Below are 17,539 nucleotides of genomic sequence, written 5' to 3' on the forward strand. Positions count from 1 at the left end.
TTACGTCCGGGCAGGCAGCCGGAGGCAGCCTGCTCCCCCGGGAGCTCAGAGCCTACAGCGGAAGCCAGTGCACGGCTAGGACCAAAAACTTCCGGGCACCCCCACTGCCCGGCGTTCCGTGGGTTTTTTTCGTGGGATCTGTTCCAGGGGATTTGTTCCAGGGGCGGCGTTCCGTGGGTATTCCAGGGGCGGTATTCCATGTTGGCTACCGGCCGCCACGACACGGGTTCCCACTCTTTGTCACCTGGTGTGGCTGGAGTGACCTCATCTGCCACAGCACACAACACAGAGTGGGAACGTGTGTCGGCCAACGCCCGATGTTCCCACTCAGTGTTACGGGAGTGACCCAAGAGAGCCCACCAGCAACAGGGGCAACATTCAGTGGGAACGGCGGCCGTCGGAGCCGCCCGGATCGGACTGGCTTAACGCAAAAACGGGGAGCCCTCCGGTGTGGAGGAGCTCCCCGCCGTCAAAAGGCCGGGTTGAAGGGCCGGCGTTAGTTAACCTGACCGTCCTGGCCGGCAGCGGCCTGGCCCTTTTCCTGGGCAGCGATCTGCTCGTGCACAGCCTTCATGTCCAGGCCCTTAACGGCCTCGACCAGTTCGCTGAACTGGTTGGCGTTGAGGGCGCCGGGCTGGGAGAAGACCAGGACCTTCTCACGGAAGGCCATCAGTGTGGGGATCGAGGTGATTCCTGCGGCAGCGGCGAGCCCCTGCTCGGCTTCGGTGTCCACCTTCGCGAAGGTGATGTCCTCATGCTGCTGCGAGACGGCGTCGTAAACCGGTGCGAACTGCTTGCACGGACCGCACCAGTCAGCCCAGAAGTCAACGAACACGATGTCGTTGTCCTCGATGGTCTCAGGGAACGTTGCCTCGGTGATGTCAATAGTTGCCATAGCTCCAACGCTATCGGTCCCCCGCTGGGATGTCTGCAATTGTTCGCTCAGCGGTGAAGGTCCCGGTTAGCCCACGGAGGAAAAACCCATGCGGGTCACTTTCGCGATGACGGGCAGCGCCTGGCGCAGCTTGTCCCGTTCGGATTCAGCCAACTGGGCAAGCAGGCCGGCCATCAGGGAAGCGCGCCGGGCGGTCTCCACCACGAGTTTTTGCTCTCCGTCGGGGGTGAGAGTCACCCGGACTCCTCTGGAATCGTCCGGGTCCGGAGTGCGCCGAACCAGTCCGGCATGTTCCAGCCGGATGATCTGCTCGGTGGCGCTCGGTACTTTGACACCGAGGTTGCGCGCGATGTCGCTGACCCGCATCCCGTCCCCGGAAACCATCCGCAGGGTAACCAGCTGGTTGCTGGTGAGACCGAACTCCGTGTCCATGTGGCGCACAAGGAAGACGGCTTCGCGCAGTGCTTCCCGGAATTCTTCCGCCAGGGGATCCAGTGCCGTGTCCTCATTCATGCTTAGGAAGACTAGCCTGTCTAGCCAACGCAGGCGCCGGGACGTGCCCAGACCGAACCTTTTTCCAGCAAAATTCTGCCCGCGCGGGACGTATCCTCCTCGTCCCGCGCGGGCAACTGCAGGGATGCAGTGCGCCTAACCCTCACCTGCGGTCTGCAAATGCCCGGCCGCCGGGTCGTCAGCTGCAAGCGCACCCAGAGCGGCGGCAATCCGGCCAGACGCGTCGGGAGGAAGTGCCCACAGCTGCGCGGCGAGAGGACTCCGGGCCGACCAGTCATTGCGGACCCGGAAGAGTCGACCCACCTCCCCATAGGCACCGGCTGCACCAACAACGGCTCGATACGCCTGCTCGTCCTCAACGATGTCCCGGGCAGGCGAAAACAGGGATATCGTTCCCCCGCTCGGTCGTGGTGCACGGGTATGGGAAGGCCTCCTCCACTCGTGCCGGCCAGGTCCTGCCATCATCTCCGCACCGCCTGGCAGATTCACAACGGCTCGTGAGTGCGCCGGCACGTCGAGGAGATAGACAATGTCATTCCCCTCCCGCCGCCAGCCTCCGGCCACGCTCCCCGAGGGAGTTTCAAGTCTCACGCGTGCATGGTCCAGGCTGTGGAACGGCACCGGCGCGAACGTGATCTCCGCGTATCCCGGCCGGCGTGCCGCGACGCCGGCCAGACGGCGGTACATCCAGCTCACAACAGCACCGAAGGCATAGTGATTGAAGGACGTCATCTCGCCGGGGTTGATGGAACCGTCTTCCAACAGAGAGTCCCACCGTTCCCACACTGTGGTTGCGCCCTGGGTCACCGGGTAGAGCCACGAAGGATTCTCCGTCTGCATCATAAGCGCCTCGGCGACCTCGGGCCGGCCCTCGTCGACGAGCGCATCGAGCAGGTGAGGGGTTCCAAGGAAGCCAGTGCCAATGTGGTAACCGTCTCGCCGGATGCATTCCACGAGGCGGTCCACTGCAGCGCGGCGCATTTCGGAGTCATCCAGCAGACCGAATCGAAGGGCGAGGACATAAGCCGTCGGGGCATCCGAGAGCATGCGCCCATCAGGCGTCACATATGCGCGGACAAAAGCATCCCGGAGGCGGCTCGCATCTGCCCGCCATCTGCTCGCCTCGTCCGTCTTGCCAAGCTCTTCCGCAGCGGCTGCGAGCAGGCAGAGTGACCGGTAGCGGTAGGCGTTGGCGACGAGGTCGCGGTCAGCGCGGGCAGCCCCGGCAGCGTCCGGCGGTGCGGTCGGATCGAGCCAGTCGCCGAACTGCGTTGACCCTTCCCATAGGACACTGTTACCTGCGGCACCGTGAAGTACTTCCACCCACGTACGCATGCTGTCGTATCGGCGTGACAACACCTCGACGTCGGCGCTGGCCCACCAGGCTGCGCTGGGTACGAGCGTTGCTGCGTCGCCCCACCCTGCCGCGGGTCCGGGCGGGAACCCCATAACGTCCGGAACGACGAAGGGAACAATACCGCCGTGGCGCTGCTGCTCGATCTCCAGATCGTCGAGCCAGCTGGAGAGAAACGCTGCCGCGTCGAAGAGGGTCAGTGCAGTTGGCGCGAAGACGGCAACGTCTCCCGTCCACCCCATCCGCTCGTCCCGCTGCGGACAGTCGGTGGGGATGCTGAGAAAGTTTGACCGTGTGCTCCAGACGACGTTCTCGTGCAGCCTGTTGAGAAGCGGATCCGAGGAGTCAAACCAGCCGGTTCGCCGCATGTCACTGCTCAGCACCACCGCCTCAATCGCGCCTTCTTCGAACTCGCCGGGCCAGCCGGTCACCTCCGCATAGCGGAATCCATGGAAGGTACCAAACGGTTCAAATGTCTCCTCACCGTTGCCGGCTAGGACGAATCGGTCATGGGCTTCGGCTCGGCGCAAGGGGCGAACGGCAAGTTCATCCCCCTCGAGAACCTCCGCGTGACGTACGGAAATTTCATGACCGGCATTGCCTGCCACCTTCAGTCGAAGGCGGCCGGCAAAGTTCTGGCCAAAGTCGAGGAGAAGCGTGCCGCGGGCAGTCCGCCGAACATCAACAGGCCGTCTCACCTCAACTTCCCGCACAGGCTCGCTGATGCGCGTAACCACGCGGGGTGCAGGGCAGTGCACCTCTGCAGCTGCCCACCCTTCCTCGACGCGCGACCACTGACGGTTCCGTCTCGCATCGATGGTCTCGCCGGCGTAGAGACCAGAAGACGTGATCGCGCCGTCTCCGCGCACATCCCAATCGCGGCCGGTCGCGACGGCCTCAATTCTGCCGCTGGTGTAGGTGATCACGAGTTGAGCCGCGATCAAAGGCTGTTCCCCGTAGACACGACGAGCGTCACCATCGAATCCGTACTCCTCGGTATACCAAGCGCCGGTGGCTTCCAAGGTCAACACCACCCGATCACCCTGTACCCGGTCTGTGACGTCGATGGCGTCCAACAGCATCCGTTCCTGGTAGGACGTCCATCCCGGTGCCAGGACCGCGTCTCCCACCGGCGCGTCGTCGAGGAACGCCCGCACGGCACCCAGCCCCGAAACGTACAGTGTTGCTGCCGCCACCTCTTCGTCCACGGAAACAACCCGCCGCGCAATGAACGGCTGGGCAGTCCGACCGGGGTTGGGCAGCCCCACAAGGGCGGCGTCCCACGTCGCTGGAGCGCCGAGGGAAATCAGCCTCTCTTCCGACCAAGGAGTCCACTCCCCGGCGATGTCCTGGACCCTCACCGCAACGCGGTACTTCCGCTCGGGCAAAATGTCGGCAAACGGCCAGGCGACGTGCAGATGATCGGCCCCGGTGTGGACGGCCACGTCTTCCCCATCCAGCCGGATCTCCGCGCCGCGCGCGGTCCAGGCCGCGTCTGCCTCAGCAACGATCCAGTTCAAGCGGGGCCTCGGAACCGCAACGAACGGACTGTCGCGCCGGCCCTCCGCCCACAGATCTGCTACGTGTGCGCCCATCAGAGCTTCCATCCTTCCGGGAACAGCGGGTCGACCGTATCCCCCGCGACGTCCGGCCGCGAGGCCGCGACAGCGCCCGTAGACCGCGGCAGTTCAAACGGTAACCGTCCCTCGGGCTGCACGCGCCCAAGCAGCACGTCCCATACGGCTGCGTCATCCGCGCCATACTCAGCGATGATGGCGCAGACATGCGGCACGAAGGGGGTCAGGATAGCGGGCCTGCTCAAGGTCACGACGAGTACGACGGGAAGCTTCGCGGCAAGCGTGCTGATGCGCTGCACCTCCTCAGCCGCCGGCTCAAGCGACCCCTGCTGCATCCCTGCCTCGAGGAAATAGTGGTCCCGGAACTCGAAGGGAGCACCGATCCGCACGACTGCTATCTGTGCGGTGTCGGGGGAAGTTACCTGCATCGAAGGATCCACGGTGGATTCATCCATACCGACGACGTGCACTCGTTCGAGATTTCTCAACGGCAGAGTTGCCTGTCCGCCTGGGGTGCGGTCCATCACGATGGTCATCGCCCTGGCCTGAGTAAGGTGACCCAGATCGATATGCTCGCGGATACCAGCGGTTGCCTCGGTCGCTTCGGTCTCCCCAAGGGCGTGCTGCAGAGCAAGCACGCGTCCGGCTGCGGCGGACACCGTTTCCTCGTCGACGTGCCCGGACGCGATCAACTCGCCAACGGCGTCGACATCCGATTCACCGCCGAATTGGTCAACGCCTGCCTGCAACAGGCGGGCGAACCGCTCGTGCCGGCTCAGATGCTCGACGCCCCACGACCGCGCGGGGAAAGGTTTCCCGAAGATCTCGGCGTCAGTGACAAGCCCGAAGTCGCTAAGCACGACGCCGGTGAAACCAAGCTGTTCGCGCAAGAGATCGGTGAGAATAAACCTGTTGAAGGCAAACCCCACTTCCTCTACCCGGCGCCCGTCCAGGTCCAGTCCAATAGGCATACCGTAGTAGGGCATGATGGCGGCCGTTCCGGCCTCGATCGCTGCTTTGAACGGTGCGAGATGATCCTCGAAGCGGCCGCCGGGGTAAACCTGCTCCTTGCCGTAGGGGAAGTGCGGGTCTTCCCCGTCTTTCTGCGGACCACCGCCGGGAAAGTGTTTGGTCGTTGCTGCCACGCTTCCCGGCCCGAGCGTTTCTCCTTGCAGTCCACGGATGTAAGCCGACGTCAGTCGACCTGCTCGCTGAGGGTCCGCTCCGAACGTCTGCGCCTGACGCGCCCAGCGGGGCTCGGTTGCCAGGTCTGCTTGGGGGTGCAAGGCCATACGAATGCCGAGGGCCAGGTAATCGCGCCTGACAATGTCTGCGAACTGTTCCACCAGCTCCTCGTCGTCAAGCGCTCCGAAACCGATCGGTTCGGGCCATCTCGATACGCCCTTAGTGGAGTGGGTGGCCCCTTCAACTTCGAGGAAAGAATGAAGCGGATCAGTAGAGAAGACGACAGGCGGGCCATCTCCGGCATCCCGTGCTACCTGCTGAATGCGCTCAAGCTGTTCCGCGAGCCTGTCCACCGGGGGTATGTTTCCCAGGCACATGAACCGGATGCCTCGCTCCACGATGAGCTCCCGGATGGATGCGCCTCCCCATGCCGGGGCCTCGTCGACGTCGAGGGAGTCTCCCAGCGTGACCAGCGGGTGGAAAAGCAGACCGATGCGCTGCTTGAGCGGCAGCGTCTCAACGGGCGGCGTCGGTCGGCTGGAGTGAGGGGTAAGAAGGGATGTCATATGTCAGAGCTTTCGAGGAATTCTGCGGCTGGCAATTGTTGGAACTCTTTACGGCGGACGCGCTGGGCTGCGGGGTCGGCGAGAGGCGAAGCCAGCAGCAGACGCTGTGTATACGGGTGTGTTGGCATCGTGGAGATTTGCTCTCCGTCTCCGGTCTCGACGATCCGGCCGCGGTACATCACCGCAATGCGGTGACTCATGACTCTGATGACGTCGAGATCATGGGAAATAAACAGGTATGACACTCCTGTTCGACGTTGAACTTCGATCAGCAGGTCGATGACCCTGGCCTGCGTGGACAGGTCAAGTGCCGATACCGGTTCGTCGCAGACTATGAACCTGGGCTCGAGCGCTAGCGATCGAGCGATCGCAACGCGTTGTCGCTGCCCCCCGCTGAACTCGCGTGGCATCCGCTGCAGCGCGTCTGAGGGAAGGTGAACGAGGTCGAGCAGTTCGCCGATGCGCCGGGATGCCTCCGTGCGTGATGCACCGCTTGCACGCAGGGGCTCCGCAAGAGTGTCTCCGATGGTCAGTGACGGGCTCAGGGACGAGTATGGATCCTGGAAGATGACCTGGATGTCGCTCGCCAAGGTTCTTCGGTCCCGCCGCGGGAGGTGCGTGATATTGCGGCCAGCGAACTCGATGCGCCCCGCTGTCACCGGTGCCATGCCGAGGATAGCCCGGCCGATCGTTGATTTGCCGGAACCGGACTCACCCACAAGCCCGATGGTTTCGCCTGATTGAACCTGGAGGTCGACTCCCGCCACCGCCTTGAATGAGGTCCGTCGCAGCCCGCGGGACTGATAGGTCACCTCCAGATCGTTGACCTGAAGAAGGGGTTCCGTCGTCATGGTGCTGTCTTTCCGATTGGGGTAAGCGGTCCACGCGAGGGCGCATCGCCTAAGAGCGCACCGAAGAGATCACGGGTATAAGGATGCCGGGGCTCTGCGAAGACCTGTTCCACCGAACCGGTCTCAACGATTTTGCCCTCTTTCATGACCGAGACGGTGTTGGCGATGTCGGCGACGACTCCGAAGTTATGGGTGACGAGGAGCATGGCCGTCCCGAATTCCAGCTGGAGGTCCCGGAGCAGCTGAAGAATTTCGGCCTGTACGGTGACGTCCAGGGCTGTAGTTGGTTCGTCCGCGATGATGAGGTCCGGCTCGCAGGACACCGCCCCCGCGATCAGGACGCGCTGTGCCATTCCTCCGGAGATCTCATGCGGGTATGAGTCGAAGACCCGGCGGGGTGCCGGGATGCCGACTCTGCTGAGCAGGTCCAGGGATCGAGAGCGTGCTGCCTCACGGCTCAATCCCTGAACGACACGCAGGGGTTCGAGCAGCTGATGCCCAACGGTGTAGGAGGGATCCAGATTGCTCAGCGGTTCCTGCGGCACGTAGCCGATTCGCCGACCACGGAACCCTGTCAAAACGGAGTCATTCGCGTCGGCAAGTTCTGTGCCGTCAAAGCGGATTGATCCGGAAACCACGCGCCCTCCTTGCGGAAGCAGACCAAGGATCGACCAGGCGGTCTGTGTCTTCCCCGATCCCGACTCGCCAATCAGAGCGTGCACTTCCCCGGGATGCACCTTCAAGGACACATCGTGGACGACGGTTCTCCATCCCGCGTCCGAGTGGTAGGCGACAGCGAGGTTGTCCACCTCGAGGAGCGGTGCGGTTGTTGGCTGATCGGTGCGGGCGTGGGTGAGGGCCGCACCGGTCTCGCCGCTCGGTGGTGTCCAGCCTTGGTTTCCGTAGCTGCGGACGGGACCGGTGCGCTCAAGCTCGTCACGCAGCACCGTGCCGAAGAGTGTGAATGCGACGCAGGTGAGTGCAATCGCGATCGCCGGCCAAACCAGCAGCATCGGCGTGCGCGAGATGTTGTAGAAGCCTTCTGAGAGCATCGACCCCCAGGTGGGAAGCTCGGGATCGCCCAGTCCCAGGAAGTCAACCGCCGCTTGGATAGCGATGGCAGCACCAAAGATTCCCGAAGTCAGCAGGATCACGGGAGCCCGAACGGCCGACAGCACGTGCCGTCCGACGATGCGCAGGTCCGAAAGGCCCGCCGCCCGCGCAGCGTCGATATACAGTTCCTCCCGCACGCCTCGTACTGAGGTGAAGACAATGCGGTAGTACGAGGGCGAGATCAGGACTCCGAAAATCGCCATGATCAGCCACATTGACGGGCCGATAACCGAACGCGCCGCGAGGAGGACGACTATCGCCGGCAGCGAGAGCATGACACCTGCGAACCATGCGGAGAGCTCACCGAACCAACCGCCCCGGTAACCGGCGATCAGGCCCGCCGGGACACCCGCTGCGATGGCCACTACCACCGTGATGGCAGCTCCCAGCAGGCTCAACGACGTGGCGTACACCAGCCGGGAAAGGACGTCACGGCCGGCGCTGTCGCCGCCAAGGAGGTGTTCAGCCGAGATGGGACCGAAAACGTTGGATATGTCTGCCTGCGACGGCCCAAAGGAGACCAGGAGCGGACCGATGGCCGCCACGAGGACCAGCAAGAAAAGGTATGAGCCTGCAATGAGTCCCAGCGGATTACGCACCAATCTCATGGGGAGGGAGACGGGCAGACGGTCCGTCCGGTTCTGACCGGACAGAACAAGTGCGGGAGTCATCATGACAGACGTACCTTCGGGTTGAGCCACGCCTGCAAAAGGTCGACGGCGAAATTGACCAGGACGACGACGATCGCAGTGACGATCACGACACCCATAACGAGCGGAACATCGCCTTGGCCGGTGGCGGCAACGGCAGTTTGGCCAAGGCCCGGAATCGCGAATACCTGCTCAACCACGACGGCGCTGCCGAAGATGACCACGAACTGGAGTCCGAGGGTGCTCAGTGCCGGACCCGCTGCGTTTCGCAGGACGTGACGGTTGATGACACGGCTGTAGGGCAGGCCGCGCGCACGAAGAGTACGGACGTAGTCGAGCCGCAGCGCATCGATCATCGCGCCGCGAATCTGTTGGCTGATGGCTGCAATGGCACCGAGCGAAAGGGCGATGACGGGAAGGATAATTGTTGAGAGCCAGCCGACGACGGAGTCTCCCGGGCGAATATAGCCGGTCGCGGGAACCCACCGCAGGGAGATCGCGAAGGTGACGACCAAAACCAGTGCAACCAGAAAGCTGGGAACCGCAGCGGCGGTGACCGAGGTGATTTGGAGGGCACGATCCACCGCCCCCCGCCGCCTGGCAGCAACGGCTCCCAAGGCGACGGCCACGACGGCAGAGAGCAGGACAGCCCCGATGGTGAGGGACAAGGTCACAGGAAGCCTGGTCAGAAGCGCCTCAGCTACAGGCTGACCGGAGTACCAGGACCGGCCGAGGTCTCCTCGCACGGCGCCCGCTGCCCAGTCACCGAATTGGACGACGAGAGACCGGTCAAGGCCGAGTTCGGCTGATTTTCGGTCCACGATCTCCTGGGCCGCGGTCTGTCCGACCAGGTTGCGGGCGGTGTCCCCGGCGCTGAGATAGAGGAGGAAGAAACCGACGGCGCAGATGGCCAGCAGCGTGAGGACACCGGTGACTGCGCGGCGAAGTAAAAACGCGAGCATAACGGAACTTTCGTCTGAGGTTGGGACGGGGACTGCACGCCCCGTCCCAACCGATGATCAGGATGCGGGCCGGAAGCTCGAGATGTAGGGGTATGCGTTCCCCACCTGCAGCTCGACCGTCGTGACGGCGTTGGTGAAGTACGCGGTCTGCGGGCGGTACACCGGCGCAAACCATGCCTGCTCGACCAAATATTCGTTCAGTTCCTGTCCGATTTTCTCCGCTTCAGCCGGTTCCGCCACGCGCATCCGCTCGACGATCTCGTTGACCTGGGCGTCCTCGGTGCGGAACGGATTCCATGTGGCGCTGGGTGTTACCGACAGCTGAGCCGTCTGGAATGCCGTGGGGTCGGTCTGCAGCTTGAAGGGGAATGCGGACCACGATGCCCCGAGCATCCGCGGAAAAAGATCGTCGCCCGTTTTCTGCCATTCAACGTCGATGCCAACAGCACCCAGCTGCTCGGCGTACAAGGCGAACTCAGCCTCGGGAACGAAGTCATTGCTCGGCATGGTCAGCGTGAAACCGTTGGCGTAGCCGGCCTCGGCCAGAAGTTCCCGTGCCCGGTCAGGAGAGTATGGGTAGCGTTCGTCGAGATCGGGGGCATACGCGTCAGAGTCAACCGCGAACACCTGCGTCGTCGGAGTTCCGTAGCCTCCAGCCAGTGCCTGAACCAGGCTTTCCCGATCCAGCGCGTGGTTGATGGCCTGCCGTACGCGCACATCTCCGAGCTCGGGTGTGAGGGTACCGGCACGGTCAACCAACAAGAATCCCGCCCAGTCGCCCTCAGCGGATGTAGAGGTGTAACCGGCGGCCTCGGCTTCAGCATTCTGCGTTGGCGTCTGCGATACAGTGCCGTCGACCTGGCCGCCCTTTACGGCGTTCATCAGCGACGTGGCGTCTCCATAGTAGGTAACGATTATTTCGTCGTAGTGCACCGATTCCGGGTCCCAGTAGTCGTCTTTGGCCTCGTACGTGTAGCTGGAACCGGCGACAGTTGCCGAGGCATCAAGCTCGTACGGTCCGGTGCCAATGGGGGTTGTTTGTGCATCAGCTGACTCCCACATGGCTTCTGCTCCCACCAGGCCCGCGTTCTGCGTGAGGTACACGGGGAAGGATGGGTCAGGTGCCGCCAAGGTGATGACAACAGTCATCTCCGCAGGGGCCTCGACGGATTGGACGCCCGCAAGGAAGGACGCGTTCTCGCTCGTTCCGTCACGGAACCGCAGGAGGCCCTCGGCAACAACGTCGCCCGTCAGCGCGGTGCCGTCGGAAAAAGTCACATCATCACGGAGTGTGAGGGTCAGCACAGTTTTGGTTTCGTCCAACACCCAGTCGGTTGCGAGGCCTTCGATAACTTCACCGTCAGGTGTTGCGCGGAGAAGGGTGTCGTAGACCGGCTGAAGATAAGGCGACTGATTCGCCCAGGATGCCCCCCACGGCGCGAAAGATGCCAAGGGGGTGACCGTGCCGAGGCGGAGAGTGTTGTTGACTTCCCCGTCAGCGTTACCCCCGCTCGTCGAACAGGCGGTCAAGACGAGAGCGGCAGCCATAACCACGGCTCCGGCGCTGAGGGTACGAGTACGGTGCATCGTCGCACGCTTCCTTTCGGTAACAAGTCACCTTCTTTGGTGAACTCGGCACGACGCTAACAGAAAATTCTTTGGGTGCAAAGGTTTTCAGGTGACGACTTGATAACCTCCATGAATGGCAATGACCAAGAAGGCTCGTGGCGAGTATCGAAAAACATCTCGTCGACGCGAAGAAATCCTCGACGCCGCCCTGGAGGTGTTCTCCCGTGTTGGCTATCTGAACGCATCCGTTACCGAGATAGCGCGGTCCGTCAACCTGACGCTTCCCGGCCTGAGCCACCATTACCCATCGAAGGCAGCCCTGTTCTCCGCCGTCCTCGAGCGCCGTGACCTGCAAGCCCAAGAGATCCTCAGCGGCAGACGGGGCGTCGATGTCCTCCTTGGCCTCATCGCTATTGCACAGCGCGATCAGGCAGACCGCCGCGCAACCCGGTTGTTTGCGATCATTGCCGCCGAAGCAACGGATTCCGGGCATCCCATGCATACCTACTTTCGTGAGCGCTACGCCATGGTGCTGAAGGACATCACCCGCACCCTCGACGAGGCCGCAAAGGCAGGACACCTCAAGCCGGGCGTAGATCCCGCAGAGACGGCCCGCCGCTACGTTGCACTATCGGATGGCCTGCAGATCCAGGCGCTCTACGATGACGACGCCTCCGAAGTCACGAGCCTGCTGAGTTATCTGCAGGAAATCGTGACGGTAGACCTGCACGTCGAGGATTGAGGGGAACCGCACCAGACGGAGAGCCACCCCGGACAGCAAAAAACCCGTCCCAGCCAGTGGCTGGAACGGGTTTTCTTCGGTGGCAGATGAGGGATTCGAACCCCCGTAGGCATTGCCAGCTGATTTACAGTCAGCCCCCTTTGGCCGCTCGGGTAATCTGCCGAAGGCCTTCTTGCGAAGACTTTGTCCGCGGTAACCGCGGGCAAGACAACTTTACAGAAAATTCTCCCCAGATACGAATCGGGCCTCCGGAGTCAGAGTCCGCGGGCAATCCGGGCGCTGATCTGAGCGTAAAAACGCTCCGCTTGATCGGCAGTCACACTGCCCCAGGCGACGGCGTTGGCGAGGTCCCGCCGCACCCCGGCGAGGCGCTCCTCACTGCCCGGAACCTGCACGGCACGCACGGCTGCAGCTGTGTCGGTGTGCGCTGCCGAGTCAACCTGGTTGCCGGCAGGAGCGGAAATGGCACCCGCCTGCAGGTCGCTGGCCTGGGCGCTGGCCGCGCCGATTCCCGTGACGGAAACCGCCGCCAGGACAGAGGAAGCCGCCGCAGTCCGGAAGCGGACACCGTTGAACCACCCCGCGGCTGCATGCGGCGGCACAGGCTGGGTGGGGTCGGTGTTCTCATCAAGCATGACTCCACCCTGTCCCGGCCGGATGTGAGGGCGGTGCATGCCGGCTGGACGCGCGCTGTGAACGCAGGACTGCCCGCGGGCGCAGCCCACCTATTAGGCTGGTGAGCAGGAACAACCGAACTACCAAGGAGCCACCATGGCCAGTGAGTCGACATTCGACGTCGTCAGCAAGATCGACAAGCAGGAAGTCGCCAACGCCCTGAACCAGGCGCAGAAGGAAATCGCCCAGCGCTACGACTTCAAGGGCGTCGGCGCGGAGATCGATTTCAGCGGCGAGAAGATCCTGATGAAAGCCAATTCCGAAGACCGGGTTAAGGCGGTGCTGGATGTCTTCCAGTCCAAGCTGGTCAAGCGGGGCATTTCGCTGAAGTCCTTCGACGACGGCGAGCCGTTCGCTTCCGGCAAGGAGTACCGGATCGAAGGCACCATGAAGGAAGGCATCGCCCAGGACCAGGCGAAGAAGATCAACAAGCTGATCCGCGATGAAGGCCCCAAGGGCGTCAAGTCCCAGATCCAGGGCGATGAGCTGCGCGTCAGCTCCAAGTCCCGCGACGACCTGCAGGCCACCATGGCGCTGCTCAAGGGCGCGGACCTCGACGTCGACCTTCAGTTCATCAACTTCCGCTAGGTTTCACCCGGCATTACGACGGCGGCGCTCCCCGGATGGTTTGAATCACCGGGGCGCCGCCGTCGTCGTCTGAGCCGCCGTCGCGATTAAGGGACCGCGAGAGCGGGCCGGTTACGGGGCCAGCTCGACGTCGTCCGCCGCTGGTCCGTCAGTGCCAGCGTCCTCCAGGGCCGGCCCGCCGACAGCCTGTCCCATCCAGGTCAGCAGCTCCCACGAATGCCCGTGCGCCTCGGGCCGGGGCCGGGATTCCAGCACCACGATGCCCGTGTTGCTCAGCGCATTATGGATGATGAAGTCCGGCGCTACGTTGTGTGCCCGGGACGTTGCCCAGGCCCGGATGATCGCGCCGTGGCTGAAGACCACCGGCACCTGATGGCCGGCGCGCTGCAGTTCGGACACCACCTCGTCGAACCGGCCCAGGGTTTCCGCACCGTCCGGACCGCCGGGCATGGACACCGAGAGGTCCCCGTGCACCCACGCATAAACCGTCTGCAGATAGGCGCGGATGGATTCGGGGTCCCCGCGCATCTCCAGGTCACCGGCGGATATTTCCCGCAGCCCGTCCCGCACTTCGACCGGCTGGGCGAGTGCGTCCGCGAGCGGCTCGGCGGTGAGCTGGGTGCGGATGAGGTTGGAGGCAAAAACCGCGCTCACCTGCTCGTGTCCCAGCGCCTGCGGCAGCGCCGCCGCCTGGGCGAATCCAAGTTCGGTGAGGCCGGGACCCGGCGCGGCCGTGTCCAGGAGCCGTTCAATGTTCGACGGCGTCTGGCCGTGCCGCACGAGGATCAAGCGCACCGGTTACCTCCCTGGTTTGCAGTTGGATGCTTGTTTAGCGCTGGATACTGCCGGTTAGGAGCCGAGCGGCCGGCCAGCCATGTTCTCGAGCCGGCGGATCCGGTCCGCCATTGGCGGGTGGGTGGCCAGCAGGCCCTTGACGCCGTTGCGGAACGGGTTGGCGATCATCAGGTGGGAGGCGTTCACCAGCTTTTGGTCGCTGTTGGGCAGCGGTGCCTGCTGTGTTCCGGATTCCAGCTTGCGCAGCGCGGAGGCGAGCGCCAGCGGATCGTCGGTGAGCTTGGCGCCGTCTTCGTCGGCATCGTACTCCCGCGTCCGGCCGATGGCCATCTGGACCAGGCTGGCAGCCAGGGGCGCGAGGATCGCCATGGCGATCATGGCCAGCGGGTTCGCGTTGCGGCGGTCACCGCCGCCGAAGAAGAGCAGGAACTGGCCCAGGGAGGTGATGACGCCGGCAATGGCAGCGGCAACCGAGGAGGTCAGGATGTCCCGGTTGTAAACATGCATCAGCTCGTGGCCCAGCACGCCGCGCAGTTCCCGCTCGTTGAGCAGCTGAAGGATGCCCTGGGTGCAGCAGACCGCCGCGTTCTTCGGATTCCGGCCGGTGGCGAAGGCGTTGGGTGCCATCGTGGGCGAAATATAGAGCCGCGGCATGGGCTGGTTGGCCTTCGCGGAAAGCTCCCGGACAATCCGGTACATTTCCGGCGCCTGGGCTTCGGTCACGGGAACGGCGTGCATCGCGCGGATGGCCAGTTTGTCGCTGTTCCAGTAGCTGTAGGCAGTGGTGGCGAGGCCGATCGCGAGAAAAATCCAGATGAACGATGAGTTGCCCGTACCGCTGGAGAGCAGGCCGCCGATAATCAGCAGCACGGCGAAGAGCACCCCAAAGAGGGCCGCGGTCTTCAAACCGTTGAAATGTTGGTGCACGTTTATCCGATCCTTCCTGAACGGAAGGCCCGGCTGCCCCACAGGCCAGCCGGTCCAAAACCTTCCGCGTTACGTTTCAGTCGTTTCTGTACGGCTTTAACGCTCAAGCGTCCCACACTGTTCCGCGTCACTGCGCGGATTCCGTGCCTAGGGGGCCGGGTGCCGGGCATCGTACCGGGCGAACCCCGGCTGCACTCTGGCCAGGACAGCGACGGCGGCGACGCAGGCCAGTCCCCCGGCAATCGCTGCCCAGCCCTCACCCAGGAAGGAAGCATCCAGGCCGGACACCAGGTCGCCCAGCCGCGGGCCGCCGGCGACGACCACCACGAAGACACCTTGCAGCCGCCCGCGCATGGCGTCAGGCGTTGCGGACTGCAGGATGGTGGAGCGGAAAACTCCGCTGATGGAGTCGGCGACTCCGGCCGCCCCCATGGCGAGCGCTGCCGGGAGCAGCCAGGGCGAGACGCCGCCGTCGTTCTCCCCGGCCAGCACCACCACGGCACCGAACGCCGCCACGGAGAGGCCCCAGGCAACCACCGACCACATCACCGCCAGTCCCTGCCGGCGGACCAGCCCCAGCGGCCCGGAGAAGAGGCCGGCAAGGAAAGACCCGGCAGCTACGGACGCGAGGAGAATCCCGACGGTTTCCGCTCCGCCGCCGAGCATCAGCGCCCCAATGGCCGGCAGCAGCGCCCGCGGCTGGGCCAGCACCATCGCCGCCAGGTCCACGATGAACGTCATGCGGATGTTGGGCCGGGTGCCCAGAAACGCGAACCCCTCCAGGACCGATTTCAGGCCGGCCTTCTGCACCTGGCCCTCCGGGGGCATCGGGTCGAGCCGGTAGAGCGCCCACATGGCAGCGGTGAAGGTCACGACGTCGATCGTGTAGGTCCAGCCGTAGCCCACCTGCCCCACCAGCACACCGGCAAGGAGCGGGCCGGCGGCCATCGCCAACCCAAACGTGATCATGTTCAGCGCGTTGGCTGCCGGCAGCAGTTCCGGGCGGACCAGGCGCGGAATAATGGCGCTGCGGGCGGGATGGTTCAGGCCGGCGGCACCGGAGTTGACCGCGATCAGCGCGAACAGCAGCCAGACGTTACCCACACCCAGCCAGGCCTGCGCAGCAATCCCGATGGTGGTGGCCCACAGGATTACCGCGGAAAAAAGCGCAACCTTGCGCCTGTCGTAGGCATCCACGACTGACCCGCCATACAGGCCGGCCAGAACCAGCGGCAGCAGCCCCACCACACCGAGCATCCCCACATAGAGACTGGACTGGGTCAGGTCATAAACTTCCAGGCTCACGGCCACCAGGGTCAGCTGCGTACCCACCGCTGAGAGGGCTGTCCCGGTCCAGAGCCGGCGGAATTCGGGGCTCTCACGCAGTGGAGTCAGGTCAGCAAGCAGTCTTGGCACCAGAGCAGTCTAGGTGAGCTGAAGCCTCATCCCCGCCGGGTTACGTCCGGTGGAGTCACCGGTATCCGGCGCGGCGCGTCTTTAGAGCCCGGAGCCGTCCCCGGCGGTGCCGCTGCTCTCCTTCGCCATGGCTGGCCGCAGGCGCCGCAGCTCCGCGATACGCAACCGCAGGAAGATAATCGACAGCACCAGCGCCCACACCAGCAGAACGAACAGGGCCACAATTCCCAAGATGTAGAGAAGAAAGAAAAAAGCGCCGATTCCCTGCATTGCCATCATGTGTGTCCCCCGGTTGACGTGAATTCGTTTCCCGATGCTATCCCGGACCGCCCGGACGAAATACCAAGCATGCTTACGGTAGCCTTGGGGTCTGATCGATTACCGAAGGAGGCACTTTATGCTGACCCGCAATGTCGCCGATGGCATCCACCTGATTGAGCACGCCTTCACGAATGTTTATCTGGTTGAAGATGAGCGCAGCCTCATGATCGTGGACAGCGGCCTGCCCGCCGCCCAGCACGACATTTCCAGTGCTGTGCGGTCGCTGGGCTACGGGCCGGGATCAGTCAGCGCCATTGTGCTCACCCACGGACATTTTGACCACACCGGCACCGCCGCGAAGCTGCGTGCCGAATTCCGGGCCCCGATCCTGGCCCATCCCGCGGACCACTACATTGCCGCCCACCCCTATCGGTACGCCCACGAGCGCAGCCGCTGGACGTACCCGCTGCGCTTCCCTGCCTCGCTGCGCTCACTTGGAGCCATGACGCTGGCAGGAGCCCTGCTGGTCCGGGGTGTTGCCGATGTTCAGGATCTTGGTCCGGAAAGCGGAACCGCTCTCCCCGGCACCCCGAACCTCCTGCACACTCCGGGGCATACTGCCGGGCACATCGCCCTGCACTTCCCCGAGCGCGATGCCTTGATCTGCGGTGATTCCATCGTGACCTTCAACCCGTACACCGGGCACCGCGGACCGCAGATTGTTTCCGGTGCTGCGACGGCGGACAGCGGCGTCGCGCTTGCGTCACTGCAGGCCCTCGCAGATGCCGGCGCCAAGACCCTCCTGACCGGCCACGGCGACCCGTGGACCGGGGGAGCCGAGGCCGCCGTCGAGCAGGCACTGGCCCGCGGGGCGTCGTAGCGGCCCGGCGTCCGCAGCAA

Annotated in this window: 16 protein-coding genes and 1 tRNA gene; 3 read left to right on the plus strand and 14 right to left on the minus strand. The window is 64.0% G+C overall.

What is annotated here, in order from left to right:
* Window positions 1-496: 496 nt before the first annotated feature.
* From trxA to H9639_RS09560, 8 genes are all read right to left on the minus strand, one after another.
* Window positions 497-895, minus strand: coding sequence for a thioredoxin (gene trxA, locus H9639_RS09525; RefSeq protein ID WP_066296175.1), 399 nt, complete (start codon window positions 893-895; stop codon window positions 497-499).
* Window positions 896-961: 66 nt separating this feature from the next.
* On the minus strand, window positions 962-1,408 hold the full coding sequence (locus H9639_RS09530; RefSeq protein ID WP_191807865.1) for a MarR family winged helix-turn-helix transcriptional regulator: 447 nt from the start codon (window positions 1,406-1,408) through the stop codon (window positions 962-964).
* A 135-nt stretch (window positions 1,409-1,543) separates the two neighbouring features.
* A complete protein-coding gene (locus H9639_RS09535; RefSeq protein WP_191807866.1) occupies window positions 1,544-4,357 on the minus strand; it encodes an alpha-L-rhamnosidase in 2,814 nt (937 codons plus the stop codon).
* Window positions 4,357-6,090 carry a glycoside hydrolase family 3 protein gene (locus H9639_RS09540; RefSeq protein ID WP_191807867.1) on the minus strand — a complete coding sequence of 578 codons (1,734 nt, stop codon included), beginning with the start codon at window positions 6,088-6,090 and terminating at the stop codon, window positions 4,357-4,359. The genes H9639_RS09535 and H9639_RS09540 overlap by 1 nt, the downstream gene beginning before the upstream one ends.
* Window positions 6,087-6,941: an ATP-binding cassette domain-containing protein gene (locus H9639_RS09545; protein ID WP_191807868.1), complete on the minus strand. Its 855-nt coding sequence runs from the start codon at window positions 6,939-6,941 to the stop codon at window positions 6,087-6,089. Before H9639_RS09545 ends, H9639_RS09540 begins: the two co-directional genes overlap by 4 nt.
* Window positions 6,938-8,728: a dipeptide/oligopeptide/nickel ABC transporter permease/ATP-binding protein gene (locus H9639_RS09550; protein ID WP_225219445.1), complete on the minus strand. Its 1,791-nt coding sequence runs from the start codon at window positions 8,726-8,728 to the stop codon at window positions 6,938-6,940. Before H9639_RS09550 ends, H9639_RS09545 begins: the two co-directional genes overlap by 4 nt.
* Entirely contained in the window at window positions 8,725-9,666 is a 942-nt protein-coding gene (locus H9639_RS09555) for an ABC transporter permease (protein WP_191807869.1), read from the minus strand. The genes H9639_RS09550 and H9639_RS09555 overlap by 4 nt, the downstream gene beginning before the upstream one ends.
* A gap of 57 nt (window positions 9,667-9,723) precedes the next feature.
* Window positions 9,724-11,253: an ABC transporter substrate-binding protein gene (locus H9639_RS09560; RefSeq protein ID WP_191807870.1), complete on the minus strand. Its 1,530-nt coding sequence runs from the start codon at window positions 11,251-11,253 to the stop codon at window positions 9,724-9,726.
* 115 nt (window positions 11,254-11,368) lie between these two features.
* Between H9639_RS09560 and H9639_RS09565 the strand changes: the two genes are divergently transcribed.
* The gene (locus H9639_RS09565) at window positions 11,369-11,977 is read left to right on the plus strand and encodes a TetR/AcrR family transcriptional regulator (protein ID WP_191807871.1); all 609 of its coding nucleotides are present in this window, start codon (window positions 11,369-11,371) and stop codon (window positions 11,975-11,977) included.
* A gap of 80 nt (window positions 11,978-12,057) precedes the next feature.
* Here the strand turns inward: H9639_RS09565 and H9639_RS09570 are convergent.
* Together H9639_RS09570 and H9639_RS09575 are read right to left on the minus strand one after the other, a co-directional pair.
* A tRNA-Tyr gene (locus H9639_RS09570) sits at window positions 12,058-12,139 on the minus strand.
* Between the two features lie 92 nt (window positions 12,140-12,231).
* Entirely contained in the window at window positions 12,232-12,612 is a 381-nt protein-coding gene (locus tag H9639_RS09575; RefSeq protein ID WP_191807872.1) for a hypothetical protein, read from the minus strand.
* A gap of 136 nt (window positions 12,613-12,748) precedes the next feature.
* Between H9639_RS09575 and H9639_RS09580 the strand changes: the two genes are divergently transcribed.
* On the plus strand, window positions 12,749-13,240 hold the full coding sequence (locus tag H9639_RS09580) for a YajQ family cyclic di-GMP-binding protein (protein WP_191807873.1): 492 nt from the start codon (window positions 12,749-12,751) through the stop codon (window positions 13,238-13,240).
* Window positions 13,241-13,351: 111 nt separating this feature from the next.
* Here H9639_RS09580 and H9639_RS09585 read toward each other — a convergent pair whose 3' ends face one another.
* The 4 genes from H9639_RS09585 to H9639_RS09600 all read right to left on the minus strand — a co-directional run bounded on the left by H9639_RS09585 (window position 13,352) and on the right by H9639_RS09600 (window position 16,657).
* Window positions 13,352-14,035 (minus strand): histidine phosphatase family protein, encoded by a 684-nt coding sequence (locus H9639_RS09585; protein ID WP_191807874.1) that lies wholly within the window; start codon window positions 14,033-14,035, stop codon window positions 13,352-13,354.
* A 54-nt stretch (window positions 14,036-14,089) separates the two neighbouring features.
* Window positions 14,090-14,962, minus strand: a complete 873-nt coding sequence (htpX, locus tag H9639_RS09590; protein WP_191807875.1) for a zinc metalloprotease HtpX — start codon at window positions 14,960-14,962, stop codon at window positions 14,090-14,092.
* Between the two features lie 147 nt (window positions 14,963-15,109).
* On the minus strand, window positions 15,110-16,378 hold the full coding sequence (locus H9639_RS09595) for an MFS transporter (RefSeq protein ID WP_191807876.1): 1,269 nt from the start codon (window positions 16,376-16,378) through the stop codon (window positions 15,110-15,112).
* 81 nt (window positions 16,379-16,459) lie between these two features.
* Window positions 16,460-16,657, minus strand: coding sequence for a hypothetical protein (locus tag H9639_RS09600; protein WP_225219446.1), 198 nt, complete (start codon window positions 16,655-16,657; stop codon window positions 16,460-16,462).
* A 118-nt stretch (window positions 16,658-16,775) separates the two neighbouring features.
* Between H9639_RS09600 and H9639_RS09605 the strand changes: the two genes are divergently transcribed.
* On the plus strand, window positions 16,776-17,519 hold the full coding sequence (locus H9639_RS09605) for an MBL fold metallo-hydrolase (protein ID WP_191807877.1): 744 nt from the start codon (window positions 16,776-16,778) through the stop codon (window positions 17,517-17,519).
* The last annotated feature ends 20 nt before the right edge of the window (window positions 17,520-17,539 follow it).

The sequence above is a fragment of the Arthrobacter gallicola genome (assembly GCF_014836775.1).
Lineage (GTDB): Bacteria > Actinomycetota > Actinomycetes > Actinomycetales > Micrococcaceae > Arthrobacter_B > Arthrobacter_B gallicola.